The 17,240-nt window shown below is 71.0% G+C and carries 15 protein-coding genes; 8 read left to right on the forward strand and 7 right to left on the reverse strand.

The window, feature by feature from the left end; all coding sequences use genetic code 11:
• Positions 1–16: 16 nt before the first annotated feature.
• The 6 genes from gyrB to dnaA all read right to left on the reverse strand — a co-directional run bounded on the left by gyrB (position 17) and on the right by dnaA (position 9,879).
• Entirely contained in the window at positions 17–1,954 is a 1,938-nt protein-coding gene (gyrB, locus tag ABZ249_RS11255) for a DNA topoisomerase (ATP-hydrolyzing) subunit B (protein WP_220564002.1), read from the reverse strand.
• 477 nt (positions 1,955–2,431) lie between these two features.
• The gene (locus ABZ249_RS11260) at positions 2,432–2,821 is read right to left on the reverse strand and encodes a DUF721 domain-containing protein (protein WP_355261025.1); all 390 of its coding nucleotides are present in this window, start codon (positions 2,819–2,821) and stop codon (positions 2,432–2,434) included.
• Positions 2,822–3,002: 181 nt separating this feature from the next.
• The gene (gene recF / locus ABZ249_RS11265) at positions 3,003–4,151 is read right to left on the reverse strand and encodes a DNA replication/repair protein RecF (RefSeq protein WP_355260515.1); all 1,149 of its coding nucleotides are present in this window, start codon (positions 4,149–4,151) and stop codon (positions 3,003–3,005) included.
• Between the two features lie 127 nt (positions 4,152–4,278).
• On the reverse strand, positions 4,279–5,178 hold the full coding sequence (gnd, locus tag ABZ249_RS11270) for a phosphogluconate dehydrogenase (NAD(+)-dependent, decarboxylating) (protein ID WP_355260518.1): 900 nt from the start codon (positions 5,176–5,178) through the stop codon (positions 4,279–4,281).
• Positions 5,179–5,296: 118 nt separating this feature from the next.
• Complete coding sequence (gene dnaN / locus ABZ249_RS11275; protein WP_220563999.1) at positions 5,297–6,436, reverse strand: DNA polymerase III subunit beta; 1,140 nt, start codon at positions 6,434–6,436, stop codon at positions 5,297–5,299.
• Between the two features lie 1,394 nt (positions 6,437–7,830).
• Positions 7,831–9,879 (reverse strand): chromosomal replication initiator protein DnaA, encoded by a 2,049-nt coding sequence (gene dnaA / locus ABZ249_RS11280; RefSeq protein WP_355260521.1) that lies wholly within the window; start codon positions 9,877–9,879, stop codon positions 7,831–7,833.
• A 728-nt stretch (positions 9,880–10,607) separates the two neighbouring features.
• Here dnaA and rpmH point away from each other — a divergent pair.
• The 8 genes from rpmH to ABZ249_RS11320 all read left to right on the forward strand — a co-directional run bounded on the left by rpmH (position 10,608) and on the right by ABZ249_RS11320 (position 16,634).
• Positions 10,608–10,751, forward strand: coding sequence for a 50S ribosomal protein L34 (gene rpmH / locus ABZ249_RS11285; protein WP_014909187.1), 144 nt, complete (start codon positions 10,608–10,610; stop codon positions 10,749–10,751).
• A 74-nt stretch (positions 10,752–10,825) separates the two neighbouring features.
• Entirely contained in the window at positions 10,826–11,326 is a 501-nt protein-coding gene (gene rnpA / locus ABZ249_RS11290) for a ribonuclease P protein component (protein ID WP_355260524.1), read from the forward strand.
• Positions 11,323–11,634, forward strand: a complete 312-nt coding sequence (gene yidD, locus ABZ249_RS11295) for a membrane protein insertion efficiency factor YidD (RefSeq protein ID WP_220563996.1) — start codon at positions 11,323–11,325, stop codon at positions 11,632–11,634. The genes rnpA and yidD overlap by 4 nt, the downstream gene beginning before the upstream one ends.
• Before the next feature lie 28 nt (positions 11,635–11,662).
• Positions 11,663–12,604, forward strand: a complete 942-nt coding sequence (yidC, locus tag ABZ249_RS11300) for a membrane protein insertase YidC (RefSeq protein WP_355260527.1) — start codon at positions 11,663–11,665, stop codon at positions 12,602–12,604.
• Positions 12,605–12,681: 77 nt separating this feature from the next.
• Positions 12,682–13,161, forward strand: coding sequence for a R3H domain-containing nucleic acid-binding protein (locus ABZ249_RS11305; protein ID WP_220563994.1), 480 nt, complete (start codon positions 12,682–12,684; stop codon positions 13,159–13,161).
• 786 nt (positions 13,162–13,947) lie between these two features.
• Entirely contained in the window at positions 13,948–14,664 is a 717-nt protein-coding gene (gene rsmG / locus ABZ249_RS11310; protein ID WP_355260530.1) for a 16S rRNA (guanine(527)-N(7))-methyltransferase RsmG, read from the forward strand.
• A 128-nt stretch (positions 14,665–14,792) separates the two neighbouring features.
• Positions 14,793–15,608, forward strand: coding sequence for an AAA family ATPase (locus ABZ249_RS11315; protein ID WP_355260532.1), 816 nt, complete (start codon positions 14,793–14,795; stop codon positions 15,606–15,608).
• A gap of 60 nt (positions 15,609–15,668) precedes the next feature.
• Positions 15,669–16,634 carry a ParB/RepB/Spo0J family partition protein gene (locus ABZ249_RS11320; protein ID WP_355260535.1) on the forward strand — a complete coding sequence of 322 codons (966 nt, stop codon included), beginning with the start codon at positions 15,669–15,671 and terminating at the stop codon, positions 16,632–16,634.
• Between the two features lie 281 nt (positions 16,635–16,915).
• Here the strand turns inward: ABZ249_RS11320 and trxA are convergent, their stop codons facing one another.
• Positions 16,916–17,239, reverse strand: coding sequence for a thioredoxin (trxA, locus tag ABZ249_RS11325; protein ID WP_220563990.1), 324 nt, complete (start codon positions 17,237–17,239; stop codon positions 16,916–16,918).
• Position 17,240: the final 1 nt, after the last annotated feature.

Genomic DNA, 17,240 nt, shown 5'->3' on the forward strand with positions numbered 1-17,240 from the left:
GGCCCGGGCCCGGTCCCTAGATGTCCAGGAAGCGGACGTCCTTGGCGTTGCGCTGGATGAAGGCGCGCCGGGACTCGACGTCCTCCCCCATGAGCACGCTGAACATCTCGTCGGCCTGGGCCGCGTCCTCCAGGCTGACCTGGAGCAGGACGCGGCGGTCGGGGTCCATGGTGGTGTCCCACAGCTCGCTGGCGTTCATCTCGCCCAGGCCCTTGAAGCGCTGCACCATGTCGCGCGGGCGCGGGTCCCTCTTGCCCGCCGCGATGCCCGCCTCGATCACCCGGTCGCGCTCGGCGTCGGAGAAGGCGTAGCTCGCGTCGGTGCCGCGCTGGTCCCACTTGATCTTGTACAGCGGGGGCTGGGCCAGGTAGACGTGGCCGAGCTCCACCAGCGGCTTCATGAAGCGGAACAGCAGGGTGAGCAGCAGGGTCCGGATGTGCTGGCCGTCGACGTCGGCGTCGGCCATCAGGATGATCTTGTGGTACCGCAGCTTCTCGACATCGAACTCCTCGTGGATCCCGGTGCCCAGGGCGGTGATGATCGCCTGGACCTCGTTGTTCTTGAGGATGCGGTCGATGCGGGACTTCTCGACGTTCAGGATCTTGCCGCGGATGGGCAGGATGGCCTGGTTGTTCGGGTTGCGGCCGCCCTTGGCGGAGCCGCCCGCGGAGTCGCCCTCCACGATGTAGACCTCGCACTCCTCCGGGTTGGTCGACTGGCAGTCGGACAGCTTGCCGGGGAGGGAGGTGGACTCCAGGAGGGTCTTGCGGCGGGTGAGGTCGCGGGCCTGGCGGGCGGCGATGCGGGCGCGGGCCGCCTGGCTGGCCTTGGACACGATGTCCTTGGCCTCGCCGGGGTTGCGCTCGAACCAGTCGCGCAGGTGCTCGTTGGTGACCTTCTGGACGAAGGACTTGGCCTCGGTGTTGCCGAGCTTGGTCTTGGTCTGGCCCTCGAACTGCGGTTCGGCGAGCTTGACCGAGATGATGGCGGTGAGGCCCTCGCGGATGTCGTCGCCGGTGAGGTTGTCGTCCTTCTCCCGCAGCAGCTTCTGGTCGCGGGCGTACCGGTTGACGATGGTGGTGAGCGCCGAGCGGAAGCCCTCCTCGTGGGTGCCGCCCTCGGTCGTGTTGATCACGTTCGCGAAGGTGTGCACCGACGAGGTGTAGGAGTGGTTCCACTGCATGGCGATCTCCGCCGACATCCCCTCGCCCTCTTCCTCGAAGGAGATGATCGACGCGTGCGCCGGCTCCTTCTTGGCGTTGATGTAGCTGACGAAGTCGGAGAGGCCGTTCTCATAGTGGAACGTGTTGACCGTGGGCCCGCCGTCGGTGTGGTCGGGCCGCTCGTCGCGGATGGTGATGGCGAGCCCCTTGTTGAGGAACGCCGTCTCCTGCAGGCGACGGGACAGGGTCTCGTACGAGAACGTGGTGGTCTCGAAGATCGAGCCGTCGGGCCAGAAGGTGATCTGGGTGCCGGTCTCGTCGGTGGCCTCGCCCTTGACGAGCTCGCCCGTCGGGGCGGTCATCTCGTAGTGCTGGCGCCAGACGTGGCCCTCGCGGCGGATCTCGACGTCCAGGGCGGTGGACAGCGCGTTGACGACGGACACGCCGACGCCGTGCAGGCCGCCGGAGACCGCGTAGGACTTGCCGTCGAACTTGCCGCCCGCGTGCAGCGTGGTGAGGACGACCTCGACCGCCGGGCGCTTCTCCACCGGGTGGAGGTCGACGGGGATGCCGCGGCCGTTGTCGGCCACCCGCACGCCGCCGTCGGCCAGCAGGGTCACCTCGATCGCGTCGGCGTGGCCCGCCATCGCCTCGTCGACGGAGTTGTCGACCACCTCGTAGACGAGGTGGTGAAGGCCGCGCTCCCCGGTGGAACCGATGTACATCCCGGGGCGCTTGCGAACCGCTTCAAGCCCCTCCAGAACCGTGATTGATCGAGCGTCGTAGGCCAAGTGGGTACACCCTCCTGCTGGGGACGCCTGCCGACCGCGGCCGAGCGGATGACGACGGGCCGACGGCACGGGGACCGCAGGGTCGGGGATACCGCGACACCTGGGGGATCACCGTTCGCCGCACGGTCCGTCCGCCCACCCTCTCTTGGGGGCGTGATACCGGCTACAGGCGTCTGAAGAACCGTCTCCATGATACCCCGCGCGGTACGACAAAGTGGCATTGGCGGCCCTGTGCCGCATCACAACGAACGTTCGGGGAGGGAGACGACTCCCCACACACGGGAGGGGCTCTTCGGAGTTCCGTGGGCGCTTCAGATGCCTTGGGGGAGGGTTCGGTTCCGATTCCCCCGCGCCCGCCCCGTCACACCGGTGGACACCACCGGGCACCTACCCCGTGCGCCCCCGCACAACCATCTCCACCTGCGGATATCCACAGCCTGTGGACGGCCGGGCCCGCCGCGCGGACCGCCGGGGGACTCAACGCCGACGGGAACCGGGGCCCTTGATCTTGATGGAGACGACGGTGCCGTCGCCCAGTTCCTCGTTGAGCCGGCGCATCAGGTCCCGGACCATCGAACGCGCGTGCGCCGCCATCGTCGGCGAATCGGCGACCAGGACGAGTTCGCCCTCGGAATAGCTCTCCGGCCGCAGCCTGCGGGCGTTGAACTCGCCGACGATCTCCGACCAGCGGCCGAAGACGCCGCCGATGGCGACCTGTTCCTGCCAGCCGTGCTCGATCAGCCAGGTCCTCACCGCGTCACCGAACATCTGCGGCTCGTTGCGTGACCGCAACCGGCCACGGCGGCGCGTCCCGGTGCCGCGGGGGACGGCGCCGCGGTCGCGGGCCTCGGCCCGGGCGCGCGCCAGCGCCTGGCGGGCGAGGTCGGCCCCGGACGCGGCAGGGGCGGGCCGCCCCTCCGGGGCGGCGGGGGAGCGGGGCCCGGCGGGGAGGTCGGCGCGGCCGTCCACAGGCTGTGGACGGCGGGCCGCGGCGCCCGGGTCCGCCGGGGCCGGACCGCGGCGCGGATCCACAGGCTGTGGATAGTGCTCAGCCACCGGCGACCTCCTCGCCGCGGACCTCTCCCTCGCGCACGCCGAACCGGGCCCCGTCCAGCTCCGCCGGGATGTCGTCGGGGACGGCCGCCGTCACCAGCACCTGCTCGGCGTCGCGGACCCGCTCGGCCAGCCGGCGCCGCCGCTCGGTGTCCAGCTCCGCGAAGACGTCGTCGAGGATGAGCACCGGGTCGTCGCCGTCGGCCCGCAGCAGGTCGAACGCGGCCAGCTTCAGGGAGAGGGCGTACGACCACGACTCCCCCTGGCTGGCGTAGCCCTTGGCGGGCATCCCGCCCAGCTCCAGGAACAGGTCGTCGCGGTGCGGGCCCACCAGGCTCACCCCGCGCTGCAGCTCGCGGTCGCGCTGCCCGGCCATCGCCTCGCGCAGGGCCCGGGCCAGGTCCGCGCGCCCGCGCGGCGGCTCCCCGCCGTCCTCGGCCAGGGAGCTGCGGTAGGCGGGCACCGCCGGGCCGCCGGAGTCGGTGAGCCCCGCGTAGGAGGCGCCGACCAGCGGGCGCAGCGCCTCCACCAGGTCCAGCCGGGCGGCCAGCAGCTCCGCGCCGGCCTCCGCCAGGTGGGCGTCCCAGACCTCCAGCGTGCTCAGGTCGGGGGCCGAGCGCTGCCGGAACATCCTCCCCGACGCCGTCTTGAGCAGGGCGTTGCGCTGCTTGAGGACCCGGTCGTAGTCCGCGCGGACCCCCGCCATCCGCGGGGAGCGGGCCACCAGCAGGTCGTCGAGGAAGCGGCGGCGCTCCCCGGGATCGCCCTTGACCAGGGCCAGGTCCTCGGGGGCGAAGAGCACCGTGCGCAGGATCCCCAGCACGTCGCGCGGACGCCCGGCGGCGGCGCGGTTGATCCGGGCGCGGTTGGCGCGTCCCGGGTTGATCTCCAGGTCGACCAGCATGTCCCGTTCGTCGCGCACCACCCGGGCGCGCACGATGGCGCGGGCCGCCCCCTGGCGGACCAGCGGGGTGTCGGAGGAGACGCGGTGGCTGCCGAGGGTGGCGACGTAGCCGATCGCCTCGACCAGGTTGGTCTTGCCCTGGCCGTTGGACCCGACGAACACGCTCACGCCCGGGCCCAGTTCGACGAGGGCCTCCGGGTAGGAACGGAAGTCGGCCAGTTGCAGATGGGAAACGTACATCCGGCCTTCCTCCTGGTCAGGGGAACGGACGGTGGGAAGGGGAAAGGAGGGCGCGGCGGGGGAGCGCAGTGCGCCGCGGGGCGCGTCCCGGACCCGGGCGGGTCCGGGACGGACGGACGGGCCGGGGTCAGTCCCGGGCCGCGGTGGCGCCGTCGGCCTTGGTGACCGCGTGGCCGCCGAACTGGTTGCGCAGCGCGGCGACGACCTTCATCGCCGGGCTGTCGTCCTGGCGGGAGGCGAAGCGGGCGAAGAGCGAGGCGGTGATGGCCGGGGCCGGGACCGCCAGGTCCACGGCGGCCTGGACCGTCCAGCGGCCCTCGCCGGAGTCCTGGGCGTAGCCGCGCAGGCCCGACAGGTCCGGGTCCTCCTCCAGCGCCCGCGACAGCAGGTCGAGCAGCCAGGAGCGCACCACGGTGCCCTCGCGCCAGCTCTCGAAGGTGCCCGGGACGTCGTCCACGATGCCGGAGGCGGCCATGAGCTCGAAGCCCTCGCCGAAGGCCTGCATCATGCCGTACTCGATGCCGTTGTGGACCATCTTGACGAAGTGGCCCGCCCCGACCGCGCCGGCGTGCACGAAGCCGCCGCCCTCGTCGGGGGTGAGGGAGTCGAAGACCGGCCGGGCCCGCTCGACGTCGGCGGCCTCGCCGCCGACCATGATCCCGTAGCCGTTCCGGCGGCCCCAGACGCCGCCGCTGACCCCGGCGTCGATGTAGCCGATGCCCTTCGCGGCGAGGCGGTCGGCGCGGGGGCGGTCGTCCACGTAGTGGGTGTTGCCGCCCTCGATGACGAGGTCGCCCTCCTCCAGGAGGTCGGCCAGCGCGGAGACGGTGGACTCGGTGGGCTCCCCGGCCGGGACCATCACCCAGACGACCCGGGGGGCGGCCAGTCGGGCCACCAGGGTCTTCAGGTCGTCGACGTCGCGCTCGGGGGAGGCGACGTCGAAGCCGACCACCTCGTGCCCCTTCTCGCGGAGCCGGGCGGCCATGTTGCCGCCCATCTTCCCCAGGCCGACCATTCCGAGCTGCATGCTCTCGCTCCCCCTTGTACGCCGTCTGCGGGCGGGTTCTTGTGACCGTGGATGGTGACCGCGGGACGGCCCGGCCGGGCGTGTCGGGGACGCCGCCGGCCGGGCCGCAACGCCCGGATCAGTTCGGCTGTCGTACCGGCATGATCAGGTAGCGGTACTCGGGCTCGGCCCCCTCGGCGGCCGGCTTCCCGGTGAGGATCGACGGCCGGGTGGAGGTCGTGAAGTTCAGGCGGGCCACGTCGGTGCCGATGGCGCCGAGGCCGTCGAGCAGGTAGCCGGAGTTGAAGGCGATCTGGATGTCGTCGCCCTCGAGCTCGGCCTCCAGGACCTCGACCGCCTGGGCCTCCTCGCCGGTCCCGGCCTCCAGGACCAGCCGGCCCGGGGTGAAGGACAGGCGCAGCGGCGTGTTGCGCTCGGCGACCAGGGAGACGCGCTTGACGGCCTCGACGAACTCGGAGCGGGAGACCTCGGCGACGGAGTTGAAGGTGTCCGGCAGCAGGGCGCGGTACTTGGGGAACTCGCCGTCGAGCAGGCGGGTGGTGGTGCGGCGGCCGCCGCCCTCGAAACCGATCATGCCCTCGCCGGCGTCGCTGCCCGAGAGCGCGATGGAGACCTCGGCGCCGGAGGTGAGCGACTTGGCGGTGTCGTGCAGGGTCTTGGCCGGGACCAGGGCGACCGCGGACAGGCCCGGGTCCTCCGGCTTCCAGGTGAGCTCGCGCACCGCGAGGCGGTAGCGGTCGGTGGAGGCCAGGGTGATGGTCTCGCCCTCGATCTCGACGCGCACGCCGGTGAGCATCGGCAGGGTGTCGTCGCGCCCGGCGGCGACCGCCACCTGGCTGACCGCGGCGGCGAAGGCGTCGCTGCCGACGGTCCCGCTCACACCGGGCATCTCCGGGAGCGTGGGGTAGTCCTCCACCGGCATGGTGGTGAGCGTGAACTTGGCGCTGCCGCCGGTCACCACGACCTTCGAGCCGTCGGTGGAGATCTCCACAGGCTGTGCGGGAAGGTTGCGGGTGATCTCGGCCAGGAGCTTGCCGGTGACCAGGACCGTGCCCGGCTCCTCGACGTCGACGTCGACGACGGCCTGCGTGGAGACCTCGTAGTCGAAGCCGGACAGGCGCAGCTGCTGACGGCCGTCGAACTCGCCGGCCTCCAGCAGGACGCCGACGAGGACGGGGACCGAGGGGCGCGTCGGGAGTGTGCGCGCGGTCCAGGCGACCGCTTCGGCCAGTACGTCGCGTTCGACCCGGAACTTCACTTGCCGACTCACTTTCCGCCCCGGACGGGTCGCACCCGGCCGAAGGCCTCAACGTTGCAGCTGACGGATGTCTGTGGGGATCGGGCCGGCTCAACACTCATCGACAGGCTGTGGACGACGGGAGCGGGGCGGGCGCCGGGTGGGCGCTCCGACCTGCTGCGTCGCCGGATCCGTCGAGGCTGGCCGGGCCGCGGTCTCCTGCTAGGGGTCACCGCTCGGAGCCGGGCGGCGGAGGACAGGGGCGAGATCCCACGTTACCCGGATTCACCCGCTGCCGCTGACGCCTCGGCCGTCTCGGCGGTCACGGCGAGTTGTCCACAGATTTTCCGCGTTGCCGTTTCGAAGCCACCCTTGGGCTAATGAAGGTGCGCAGTAGTAGTAGGGCCTGTGGATACTGTGGATAACCCTCGTTTTACCAGGTCAGCACCGGAATTTTTATCCACAGGGCTTGTGGAGAACCCTGTGCACAACTTCGGGGTCCTGTGGATGAATCGGGTCGTCCCCAAGTTTTCCACAGTCCGTCCACAGGCCCGTCCACAGGTTTTCCTCAGGTTGTCCACAGCAGCCGGTGGTCCGGTGACCCGATGACCCCCATCCCTGTCCACAGGGCGACCCCGGGTTACCCACAGCCCCGGCGTAGTTGTCCACAGGTTATCCACAGGGTTGTCCACAGATTTGAGCCCTCCCCTGTGGATAACTCGGCCCGACTCGGCGAAAATTTTTTTTCGACCCCCTGCGCATTCCCGGCGAAGCCCGGCAAAAAGGCTGTGCACAGGGTTGTCCACAGGAAAGAGGCCATCGTTCGTTGGCGAGATCGGCCGTCCCCGCAGGTGTGGGCAGGGCAACAGCCCTTCCCCGGGCCGGGAAACCGGGACGACACCGCAGCTCCGGGCAGGGACGGGGATGTTCGGCCGCACACCTCGCCAGGCTCCCGAACCCGGGCGAGGGTGGGCATAAGCCTGTGGATAACCGTCTGTGGAGAGCCGCGGCCTGTGGATAACTTCCTGTGGACAACGTTCTCGGCCCTGATCCGGGCGGGTTGTGCACAGACGGGGCGGGTCTGTGGAGGAAGGGGCGCGTCCCGGCCCCCGAGGGGCGCGGGGGAGGAGCGGACCCCCGGGGAGCGGCCGGCGGGCGGGCGCCACGGGGGCGGGCGCCATGGAGGCGGGTCGAGAAGGGGACGGGTGGACGGAGCGACACGTCGACACGTCGACCGGGCGGCCCACCCGGGGCGGCGGCCCCCGGGCCCCCGACCGCTCCTCCTCCTTCCTCCACGGCTGTGGGAGCGGAGGACCCGGGGGCGGGGCACGGCGAGGGGAGAACGGCGGAGGGGCGACATGTCGACGTGTCCCTGTGGACGTGTCGACATGCCGCCCCGGGGCGCGCGGCCGGGATCAGGTCAGCGAGGACTGGTCCTTGATCCGGCTCGTCAGCTCGTGGACCTGGTTGTAGATGGAGCGGCGCTCGGCCATCAGCGCCCGGACCTTGCGGTCGGCGTGCATGACCGTGGTGTGGTCGCGGCCGAACTGCTGGCCGATCTTGGGCAGCGACAGGTCCGTCAGCTCCCGGCACAGGTACATGGCGATCTGCCGGGCCGTCACCAGCACCCGGGAGCGGGAGGTCCCGCACAGGTCCTCCACCGTCAGCCCGAAGTACGCCGCCGTCTGGGACATGATGGCGCCCGCCGTCACCTCGGGGACGTCGGCGCCGGGCACCAGGTCGCGCAGGACCTGGCTGGTGAGGTCCAGGTCCACCGACTGCCGGTTCAGGCTGGCGAACGCGGTCACACGGATCAGCGCGCCCTCCAGCTCCCGGATGTTGGTGGAGATCTTGCTGGCTATGAACTCCAGCACCTCCGGCGGGGCGGCCAGGCCCTCCTGCACCGCCTTCTTGCGCAGGATCGCGATGCGGGTCTCCAGCTCGGGCGGCTGGACGTCGGTGAGCAGGCCCCACTCGAACCGGCTGCGCATCCGGTCCTCCAGCGTGGTCAGCTGCTTGGGCGGCCGGTCGCTGGAGATGACGATCTGCTTGTCGGAGTTGTGGAGCGTGTTGAAGGTGTGGAAGAACTCCTCCTGCGTCTGCTCCTTGTTCTCCAGGAACTGGATGTCGTCCACCAGGAGCACGTCGATGTCCCGGTACCGGCGCCGGAAGCCGTCGGCCTTGCCGTCGCGGATCGAGTTGATGAACTCGTTGGTGAACTCCTCCGAGCTGACGTACCGCACCCGGGAGCCCTCGTAGAGCCGGTGCGTGTAGTGCCCGATGGCGTGCAGCAGGTGGGTCTTGCCCAGGCCGGAGCCGCCGTGGATGAACAGCGGGTTGTACGCCTTGGCCGGCGCCTCGGCGGCGGCCACCGAGGCCGCGTGGGCGAACCGGTTGCTGGAGCCGATGACGAAGGTGTCGAAGGTGTACTTGGGGTTGAGGCGCGCGTGCTCGCCCGGCGGCACCTCGGGGGAGCGCCCGGGCGGGGCGGCCGGGGCGGGTTTCGCGGCCTCCGGTTTCGGAGCCGGTGCCGGTGCCGGGGGGGCCTGCGGCTCGGGCGCGCCGGCGGCGCCGTCGTCCTCGGGGGGCGGCGGCAGGTCGGGGTCCGGGCCGGGCTCGGGCTCCTCCGCGGCCGGGGCGGCGGGCGCCTGCGGCTCGGGCGTCTCCCAGCGGTTGGGGCGCTCCCAGCCCTGGTCCTCGGCGGGCCAGGCCGAGCGCCCCCAGGAGGAGTCCTCCGGGGAGGGGGCGGAGTGGACGGGCTGCTCCCACAGCGGGGGAGTGGTGGACTGCCGGGGCTGCTGCCGCGGCTGCCGCCGGGGCGGAGCGGCCGCGGCGGCCCAGGGGGCCGGCTCGCCGTACTGGAGCTCCTCCTGGGTGAAGGAGTCGTTCCGCGGGGGAGCGGTGTCGGCGGGGTGCCCGGGCGCGCCCGGGTGCGAGTAGGCGTCGGGGCCCGAACCGAGCAGGTCGGCCTCGGGGGGCAGGGCGGCGTGCCGGCCGTAGGCGCGCTCGGGCGCGGTGGGACGGTGGTGTCCGCCCCGCGGCTCCCGCGGGGGCTCGGGCACGGAGCCCTGGTCGAACAGGGCGGGGGCGCCGCCGTGCTGCGCCGGGGGCTCGGAGCGGGTCTCGGGCGCCCCGTCGGTGTCGCGCGGGGAAGGGGGATAGGGGTGCGCAGCCGCGGGCGGGGGCGGCGGGGTGGGCACCGCGGTGGGGTCGACCGTCACCGCGACCCGGATGTCCCGTCCCAGATGGGCGGAGAGCGCCTTGCTGATGGCCGGGTAGAGGCGGCTCTCCAGCACCTTCTTGGTGAACTCGTTGGGCGCCGCGATCAGCGCCGTGTCCTCGATCAGACCCAGGGGCCGGGTCTGGGGCAGCCAGGCGCGCTGGTGCGCGGGCAGGGAGTCGTTGTCGATCCCGTCCAGCACGCTGGACCAGACAGCTGCGAGGTTGACCTGTGCGTCAGCCAAGGCGACCTGCCATGTTGCTGTCCCTTCGGTACGGGTCTGTTCGTGCGGGTGGAGGAGGGGACGGGGGCGTACGCGGGTGCCCGCGCCGGCTCGGAGGCGGCGCAGGGCGGCTCTCCATTGTCCTCCCCCCGTGGTACTGCCGGGGCAGGGTGGGCGGAATGTCCGGTGTGAAGGTCGGCACGGGCCTGTGGAAAACTTCGGGGCCCGCCGGTCGGCGGGGTGTCGGCCGCCTCCCGGTATCCACAGCCCGCGCCGGTTGTCCACAGGTTGTCCACAGGGTTATCCACAGGATGGCAGATCTGTGGGCTCCTCGCAGAGTTATCCACAATATGCAGGTCAGGCCGTGTGCAAGGCGATGCCGTCCAGGGCGCCGGGGTGGTGGCGCCGGTCGTGGGGAGAGTTATCCACAGGCTGAGGTTATCCACAGGGGTGGGGGGTTGTGGAAGTCTCACACGCCTGTGGACGACGATCTGTCCACAGGTCTCCCTGTCGACTTGTCCCCCCGCCCCCCCGGGCCCTCCGCGAGGGGGCGAGAGCGAGGACACACCCCCCGCGACCCCGCCTGATTTGACCGCGCCCGGACCGGGTCGTATCTTCTTTATGCTTATGCCGACGATTCTGCCCACGCCTGTCCAGGTGACGGCGTGCACGCGGCCATGGCACTCTGCGGCCCCGCATATCCTGGGGTCCTGTCGTAGTACTTTCCTGACACGCCCCTGGAGCCAGTAGTGAGCAAGCGTACGTTTCAGCCGAACAACCGGCGTCGCGCGAAGGTCCACGGCTTCCGGCTGCGCATGCGTACGCGCGCCGGTCGCGCCATCATCGCCTCGCGTCGCCGCAAGGGACGCGCCGCGCTGACCGTGAGCCACTAGGCCACGCACAGCCCCACGTTCTTCGGGACCGTCCGGCCTTGCGCCGGCCGGTCCCTTTGTCATGGGAGGCACCGATGTTGTCGCCGGAGAACCGGATGCGCCACAGCACCGAGTTCGGCTCCGCCATGCGCTCCGGACGCCGTTCGTCCCGCGACGACCTCGCCGTGGTCTACCTCCCACCGCCGAGGGCCGGGGGAACCACCGCCGGACCGGAGGCGTTGCCGGTAGGGGAACCCCCGCGCGTCGGATTCATCGTGAGCAAGGCGGTCGGCGGGGCCGTGGTGCGCAAGCGCGTCCAGCGACGGCTGCGGCACCTGATGCGGCCACGGCTGTCCGAACTGCCAAACGGTAGCCTGCTGGTAGTGCGTGCCAAACCCTCCGCCGCCACCGCGCGGTACGAGGACCTGGGCGCGCAGCTGGACGGCGCCATCGCCTCGGCGATGCGGCCCCGGCCCAAGGGGTCGGCGCGCCGTCGACGAGGACGCGGTGGCCCCTCGGCGCCGGAACCGGCGAAGAGCGACACGGAAGGCGGCCGCCCGGCCACAGAGGGCGGAGAACGGTGGACGGACCGATGACCCAGCACGAACCGACGGTGTTCGCGCGTGCGCTGATCCTCCCCATCCGGGGATACCAGCGCTTCATCAGTCCGCTCCTGCCGCCCGTCTGCCGCTTCTACCCTTCGTGCAGCGCGTACGCCGTCGAGGCCCTGCGCACGCACGGTGCCTTGTACGGGCTGTGGCTGGGCATCCGGCGCATCGCCCGCTGCCACCCCTTCACCAGGGGTGGCTACGACCCGGTCCCCCCACCGCGGGGACGGGTCCAGGAGTCCGAGGAGTCTGCGGGCGGCGCCGGGTCCACCGGCCACGCTCCCGGGGACCAGTAGCTGAACCGAAGCACATAGGAGTTGGCCGGTGCTGGACTGGCTTTACAACATCGTCGGCTGGATTCTGGTCCAGATCCACGCGGGTCTGGGCCTGATCGGCCTGAACCCCGACAGCGGGTGGGCGTGGGGCCTGTCCATCGTGCTGCTCACCATGCTGATGCGCCTGCTGATGGTGCCGCTGTTCGTCAAGCAGATGAACACGCAGCGCAAGATGCAGGAGATCCAGCCCAAGCTGCGCAAGCTCCAGGAGCGCTACAAGCACGACAAGGAGCGGCTCCAGCGGGAGTCGATGGAGCTGTACCGGGAGAGCGGCACCAACCCGCTCATGGGCTGTCTGCCCCTGCTGCTGCAGATGCCGGTCTTCTTCGCCCTGTTCAACGTGCTCCGCAGCGTGGCCGAGGGCAACGTCCGCTACAACTTCACCGAAGAGCTGGTGGAGAGCGCCCGCCAGGCCCTGGTCTTCGGGACCCCCATCGCCGCCCACTTCAACAGCTCCTCGGAGGAGCTGCTGGCCCTGGGGGCCACCAACGCCATCATGGCGAAGGTCGTCATCGCGATCTCCTGTGTCGTCATGGGCACCACGACGTTCCTCACCATGCGCCAGAGCATGAAGCGCAGCGTCGCGCAGATGCCCGACAACCCGATGATGCAGACCCAGAAGATCATGATGTACATGGCGCCCCTCTTCGGGCTCTTCGGCCTCATGATGCCCGTGGGCGTGCTGATCTACTGGGTCACCTCCAACGTGTGGACGATGGTGCAGCAGCACTTCCTGTACCGCAACCAGCCCGCGCCGGGGGAGGTCGTGGACGCCAAGGCCGGCAACACGAACGGTTCGGCCAAGGGGATGCTGGGGCGCAAGAAGAAGCAGCCCGAATCCGCGCCGCAGCCCGTGGAACAGCCTAAGATCGAACGCAAGCAGCCCAAGAAGCAGTCTCGCTCCAAGCGCACCGGTGGCGGGCCCCGCTAGCGAGCTGCGTACCGAACGCGGGAACAGGAGACGGGAACGCCGTGACAGCGAGCCAGGAAGGAAGCGGTGGAGTAGCGGTGGCTGAGGCGCCTATCGACATCGAGGCCCTGGAGAACGAGGGCGACATCGCCGCGGACTACATCGAGGGACTTCTCGACATCGCGGACTTCGACGGCGACATCGACATGGACGTCGAGGGCGACCGTGCGATGGTCTCCGTGGTCGGGGCCACCCTCGACGAGCTGATCGGCGAGGACGGCGAGGTCCTGGAGGCCCTCCAGGAGCTGACCCGGCTGGCGGTGCACCGGGCGACCGGTGAGCGCAGCCGCCTGATGCTGGACATCGGCGGGTACCGGGAGGGGCGCCGCAAGGAGCTCTTCCAGGTCGGCGCCGACGCCGCGCAGAAGGTCAAGGAGACCGGCGACGCGTACGAGCTGGAGCCGATGACCCCGTTCGAGCGCAAGGTCGTCCACGACGCGGTCGCGGCCGCGGGCCTGCGCAGCGAGTCCGAGGGCGAGGAGCCCAACCGCTACGTGGTGGTCCACCCGGTCCCGTAGACCGCGCGAGCCGAAGCAGGGGCGGTGTTTCACGTGAAACACCGCCCCTTTCGCATGCCCGTGTTTCACGTGAAACCACGAATCCCCTAACCCGCATGTCGACAAGTCCCCGCCCCCGACCCCAGTCCGGGGAAAGCGCCCCTATGTCACCGGCGCTCGTCGCCCATGGGCCCGTGCTTCCTGCCGCGCACATCCGCGCAGGGAAGCCCACCGTGAGACCGGGCGCCCCCGCAGTCCCTGCCCGGCCGCGGCTGCCCGCCGCAGAGTGTCCGCGATTCGGGGGAGGGGTGCTCCCGTGAGGGCGCGCGTCCAAGCGTCCCCCTCGACTCCAACGCGGTGGGCGGCGGGGGTGTGCGCGCACGGGGTTCCGCCACCGCCGACGGGAGAACCGTGTCCTCCGGCGCCAGGGGAGAAAGCGGGCGGCCCCGCGTCCCAGACCCCCGGGGCGGGTGCTCCGGAGGAAGAAGCAGAGACCGAGGGCGGGGGTCATCCATGGGTCGAGGTGTCGACAAGTCCCCTTGGGGATTCGGTGTTTCACGTGAAACGGCCGATCCCTCGGCGAGGCGCCCGCCGTCCACGCCTCCGGCGGGACGCGAGGTTTCACGTGAAACGGCGGCGCCGCCATGTTTCACGTGAAACTCCGGGGCGGTGGACGCGTAGGATCGGTGGGGGTCTTTCCCTCCGCTGTCTGCATCCGTCGGGTGCGGCTACGACCTCTTGCGGTCTCTTGCGGTCTCTTGGAAGTGGCGATGACGATGGACGATGAAAGATGGGCGGTGGTGACCGATGACCGCGGGCGCTGAGGAGTCCGGTGCCGTGTTGCCGGAACCCCCGGCCGGGGCGGCGGAGATCTTCGGCGACGCCCTGCCGAAGGCCCGCCGTTATGCCGAGCTGCTCGCCGACGACGGTGTGCGGCGCGGACTGATCGGCCCGCGCGAGGTGCCCCGCCTGTGGGAGCGGCACGTCATCAACTGCGCGGTGGTCGAGGAGCTCCTCCCCGAGGGGGCGGAGGTCGTGGACATCGGTTCCGGCGCGGGCCTGCCCGGCCTGGTGCTGGCCCTGGTCCGGCCGGACATCCGCATGACCCTGCTGGAGCCGCTGCTGCGCCGGACGGTCTTCCTGAACGAGGCCGTGGAGATCCTGGACCTGCCCAACGTCGAGGTGCGGCGGGGGAGGGCGGAGGAGGCGCACGGCGAGCTCCTCACCGACTTCGTCACCGCGCGGGCGGTCGCCCCGCTGCCGCGGCTGGCCGGCTGGTCGCTGCCGCTGCTGCGCAAGGGCGGCAGCCTGCTGGCGCTCAAGGGCGAGCAGGCGGAGGCCGAGCTGGCCGCCGCCGAACAAGACGTTTCAAAACTGCGGCCCAGTGTTAGCGATGTGATCCGGGTGGGCCGGGGTAAAGTCGATCCCGCTACCACGGTCGTTCGCGTCACGGTGACATCCGACGGTGGTTCGCCCCCGTCGAAGACGCGGGGCGGCAAGAAGAAGCGCGGACGGAAGAGGTGAACTCATTCGTGCCCCACAATGACCCCGATGTTTCACGTGAAACATCCCTCTACGGCGACCTGCTCGATGTTTCACGTGAAACGTCGGAGACCCACACGACCCCCCTCGCCCGTGCCGCCCAGGCCGCCATGGCCTCGCGGGGGCAGGATGAGATCTGGCCCCGCCCGGCATCCTGCCGGGTGATCAGCGTCGCCAACCAGAAGGGCGGCGTCGGCAAGACCACCACGACGGTCAACATCGCCGCGGCCCTGGCGATGCACGGACAGCGCGTCCTGGTCGTCGACCTCGACCCGCAGGGCAACGCCTCCACCGCCCTGAGCATGGAGCGCGACAACCAGACCCGCTCGATCTACCACTGCCTGGTCGAGGACGAGGAGATCCGCAAGCTGGCCCAGCCGGTCCCGGACATCCCCGGCCTGCTGTGCGCCCCGGCCACCATCGACCTGGCGGGCGCGGAGATCGAACTCGTCTCCCTGGTGGCCCGCGAGGCGCGCCTCAAGCGCGCGTTCGCGGCGTACGACACCTCGGACCTCGACTACATCCTCATCGACTGCCCGCCCTCGCTCGGCCTGCTCACGGTCAACGCGATGGTGGCCTGCGACGAGGTCATGATCCCCATCCAGTGCGAGTACTACGCCCTGGAGGGCCTGGGCCAGCTGCTCCGGAACGTGGACCTGGTGAAGTCGCACCTCAACCCCGGCCTGGCGGTCAGCACCATCCTGCTGACGATGTACGACGGCCGCACCCGCCTCTCCCAGCAGGTGGCCGACGAGGTGCGCTCGCACTTCCAGGACACCGTCCTGGACACCGTCATCCCGCGGAGCGTCCGCGTCTCCGAGGCGCCGAGCTACGGCCAGTCGGTGATGACGTACGACCCGTCGTCGAGCGGTGCCGTCGCCTATCTGGACGCGGCCCGGGAGATCGCCCACCGGGCGAAGCGCTAACCGCGAACCTGGACCCGGCCCCCGCCGGGCGTGAACCGAGAAGTGTGGAGGGAAGTACCGGTGAGTCAGCGACCGCGCGGACTGGGCAAGGGATTGGGGGCGCTCATCCCGTCGGGGCCGCCGGCGGCTCCCACGGTGTCCGAGAGCGTTCCCGAATCGGTGAACGGTGGGTCCGCCCCCGTGGTGCCGGTGGCCATTCCGGACGGCACGTACCTGAAGGAGATCGAGCTCACCGACATCCGGCCCAACCCCAAGCAGCCGCGCAAGCACTTCGACGACGAGGCGCTGGAGGAGCTGCGCGACTCCATCGTCGAGGTGGGCGTGCTGCAGCCGGTGGTGGTGCGCGAGCTGCCGCCGGGGGAGTCCCACCCCTACGAGCTGATCATGGGGGAGCGCCGCTTCCGGGCCAGCGGGCTGGCGGAGCGGAAGGTCATCCCGGCCCTGGTCCGCAAGACCAAGGACGAGGAGCTGCTGCGCGAGGCGCTGCTGGAGAACCTCCAGCGGCAGCAGCTGAACCCCCTGGAGGAGGCGGCGGCCTACCGGCAGATGCTGGAGGACTTCGACACCACCCAGGAGGAGCTGGCCCAGCGGGTGGGCAAGTCGCGGGCGCACGTCACCAACACGCTGCGGCTGCTCCAGCTGCCCGCGACGCTCCACGCCAAGGTGGCCTCCGGGGTGATCAGCGCCGGGCACGCCCGCGCGCTGCTGGGCCTGGAGGGGCCGGAGGAGATGGAGCGCTTCGCCGAGCGCGTCGTCCAGGAGGGCCTTTCGGTCCGCTCCCTGGAGGAGATCGTCGCGCTGCGGAAGAACGGCCACGACGTCGAGAAGGCGGCGAAGGCCCGCCGCGCCTCGCTCAAGGCGGTCACCCCGCCGCACGTCGAGGAGTGGGCGACCGCGCTGGCCGACCGGCTGGACACGACGGTCAAGGTGGACGTGGGCAAGCGCAAGGGCAAGATCGTGGTGGAGTTCGCATCGGTCGAGGACCTGGAGCGCATCATCGCGCAGATGGGCGCGACCCGCGCCTAGGGAGTGTCCGGCGGGTCCTCCCGGGCCGCGGTACCCGGCGCGAGCGCCGGGCCGCGCGAAGGCGCCCACCGGACACGCTCCGGGGTGCTCCGTGCGGGACGCCGTGCTCCGGCGCTCCCGCGGACCGGATGTTTCACGTGGAACATCGCGGGCCGCCCAGGTGCTCCTGGGCGGCCCGGCGGGGGAGGGGCCACAGCGGACTCCCCTGAGACGGCGGAAGGCCCCCAGAGGTGATCTGGGGGCCTTCCGTGCTCGCTGCCGTCGGCGGCCGTGCGTCCGGGTTACAGGAACTCGGCCAGCTGCTCCTCCAGCTTGCGCTTGGGGAGTGCGCCGCGGATCTCCTTGACGACCTCGCCGCCCTTGAACACCTTGAAGGTCGGCAGGGCCAGCACGTCGTAGGCCCGCGGGGTCTCGGGGTTCTGGTCGGTGTTGATCTTGGCGACCGTGATCTTCTCGCCGTGCTCCGCGGCGAACTTGTCCAGGACCGGGGCCATCTGCTTGCAGGGGCCGCACCAGTCGGCCCAGAAGTCCACCAGGACGGGCTGCTCGCTCTTGAGGACCTCGGCCTCGAAGGTGTCGTCGGTGACGTTCTTGACGGCGGACATG

This window comes from Nocardiopsis sp. NPDC006139 (assembly GCF_040614155.1).
GTDB classification, from domain to species: Bacteria; Actinomycetota; Actinomycetes; order Streptosporangiales; family Streptosporangiaceae; genus Nocardiopsis; species Nocardiopsis changdeensis.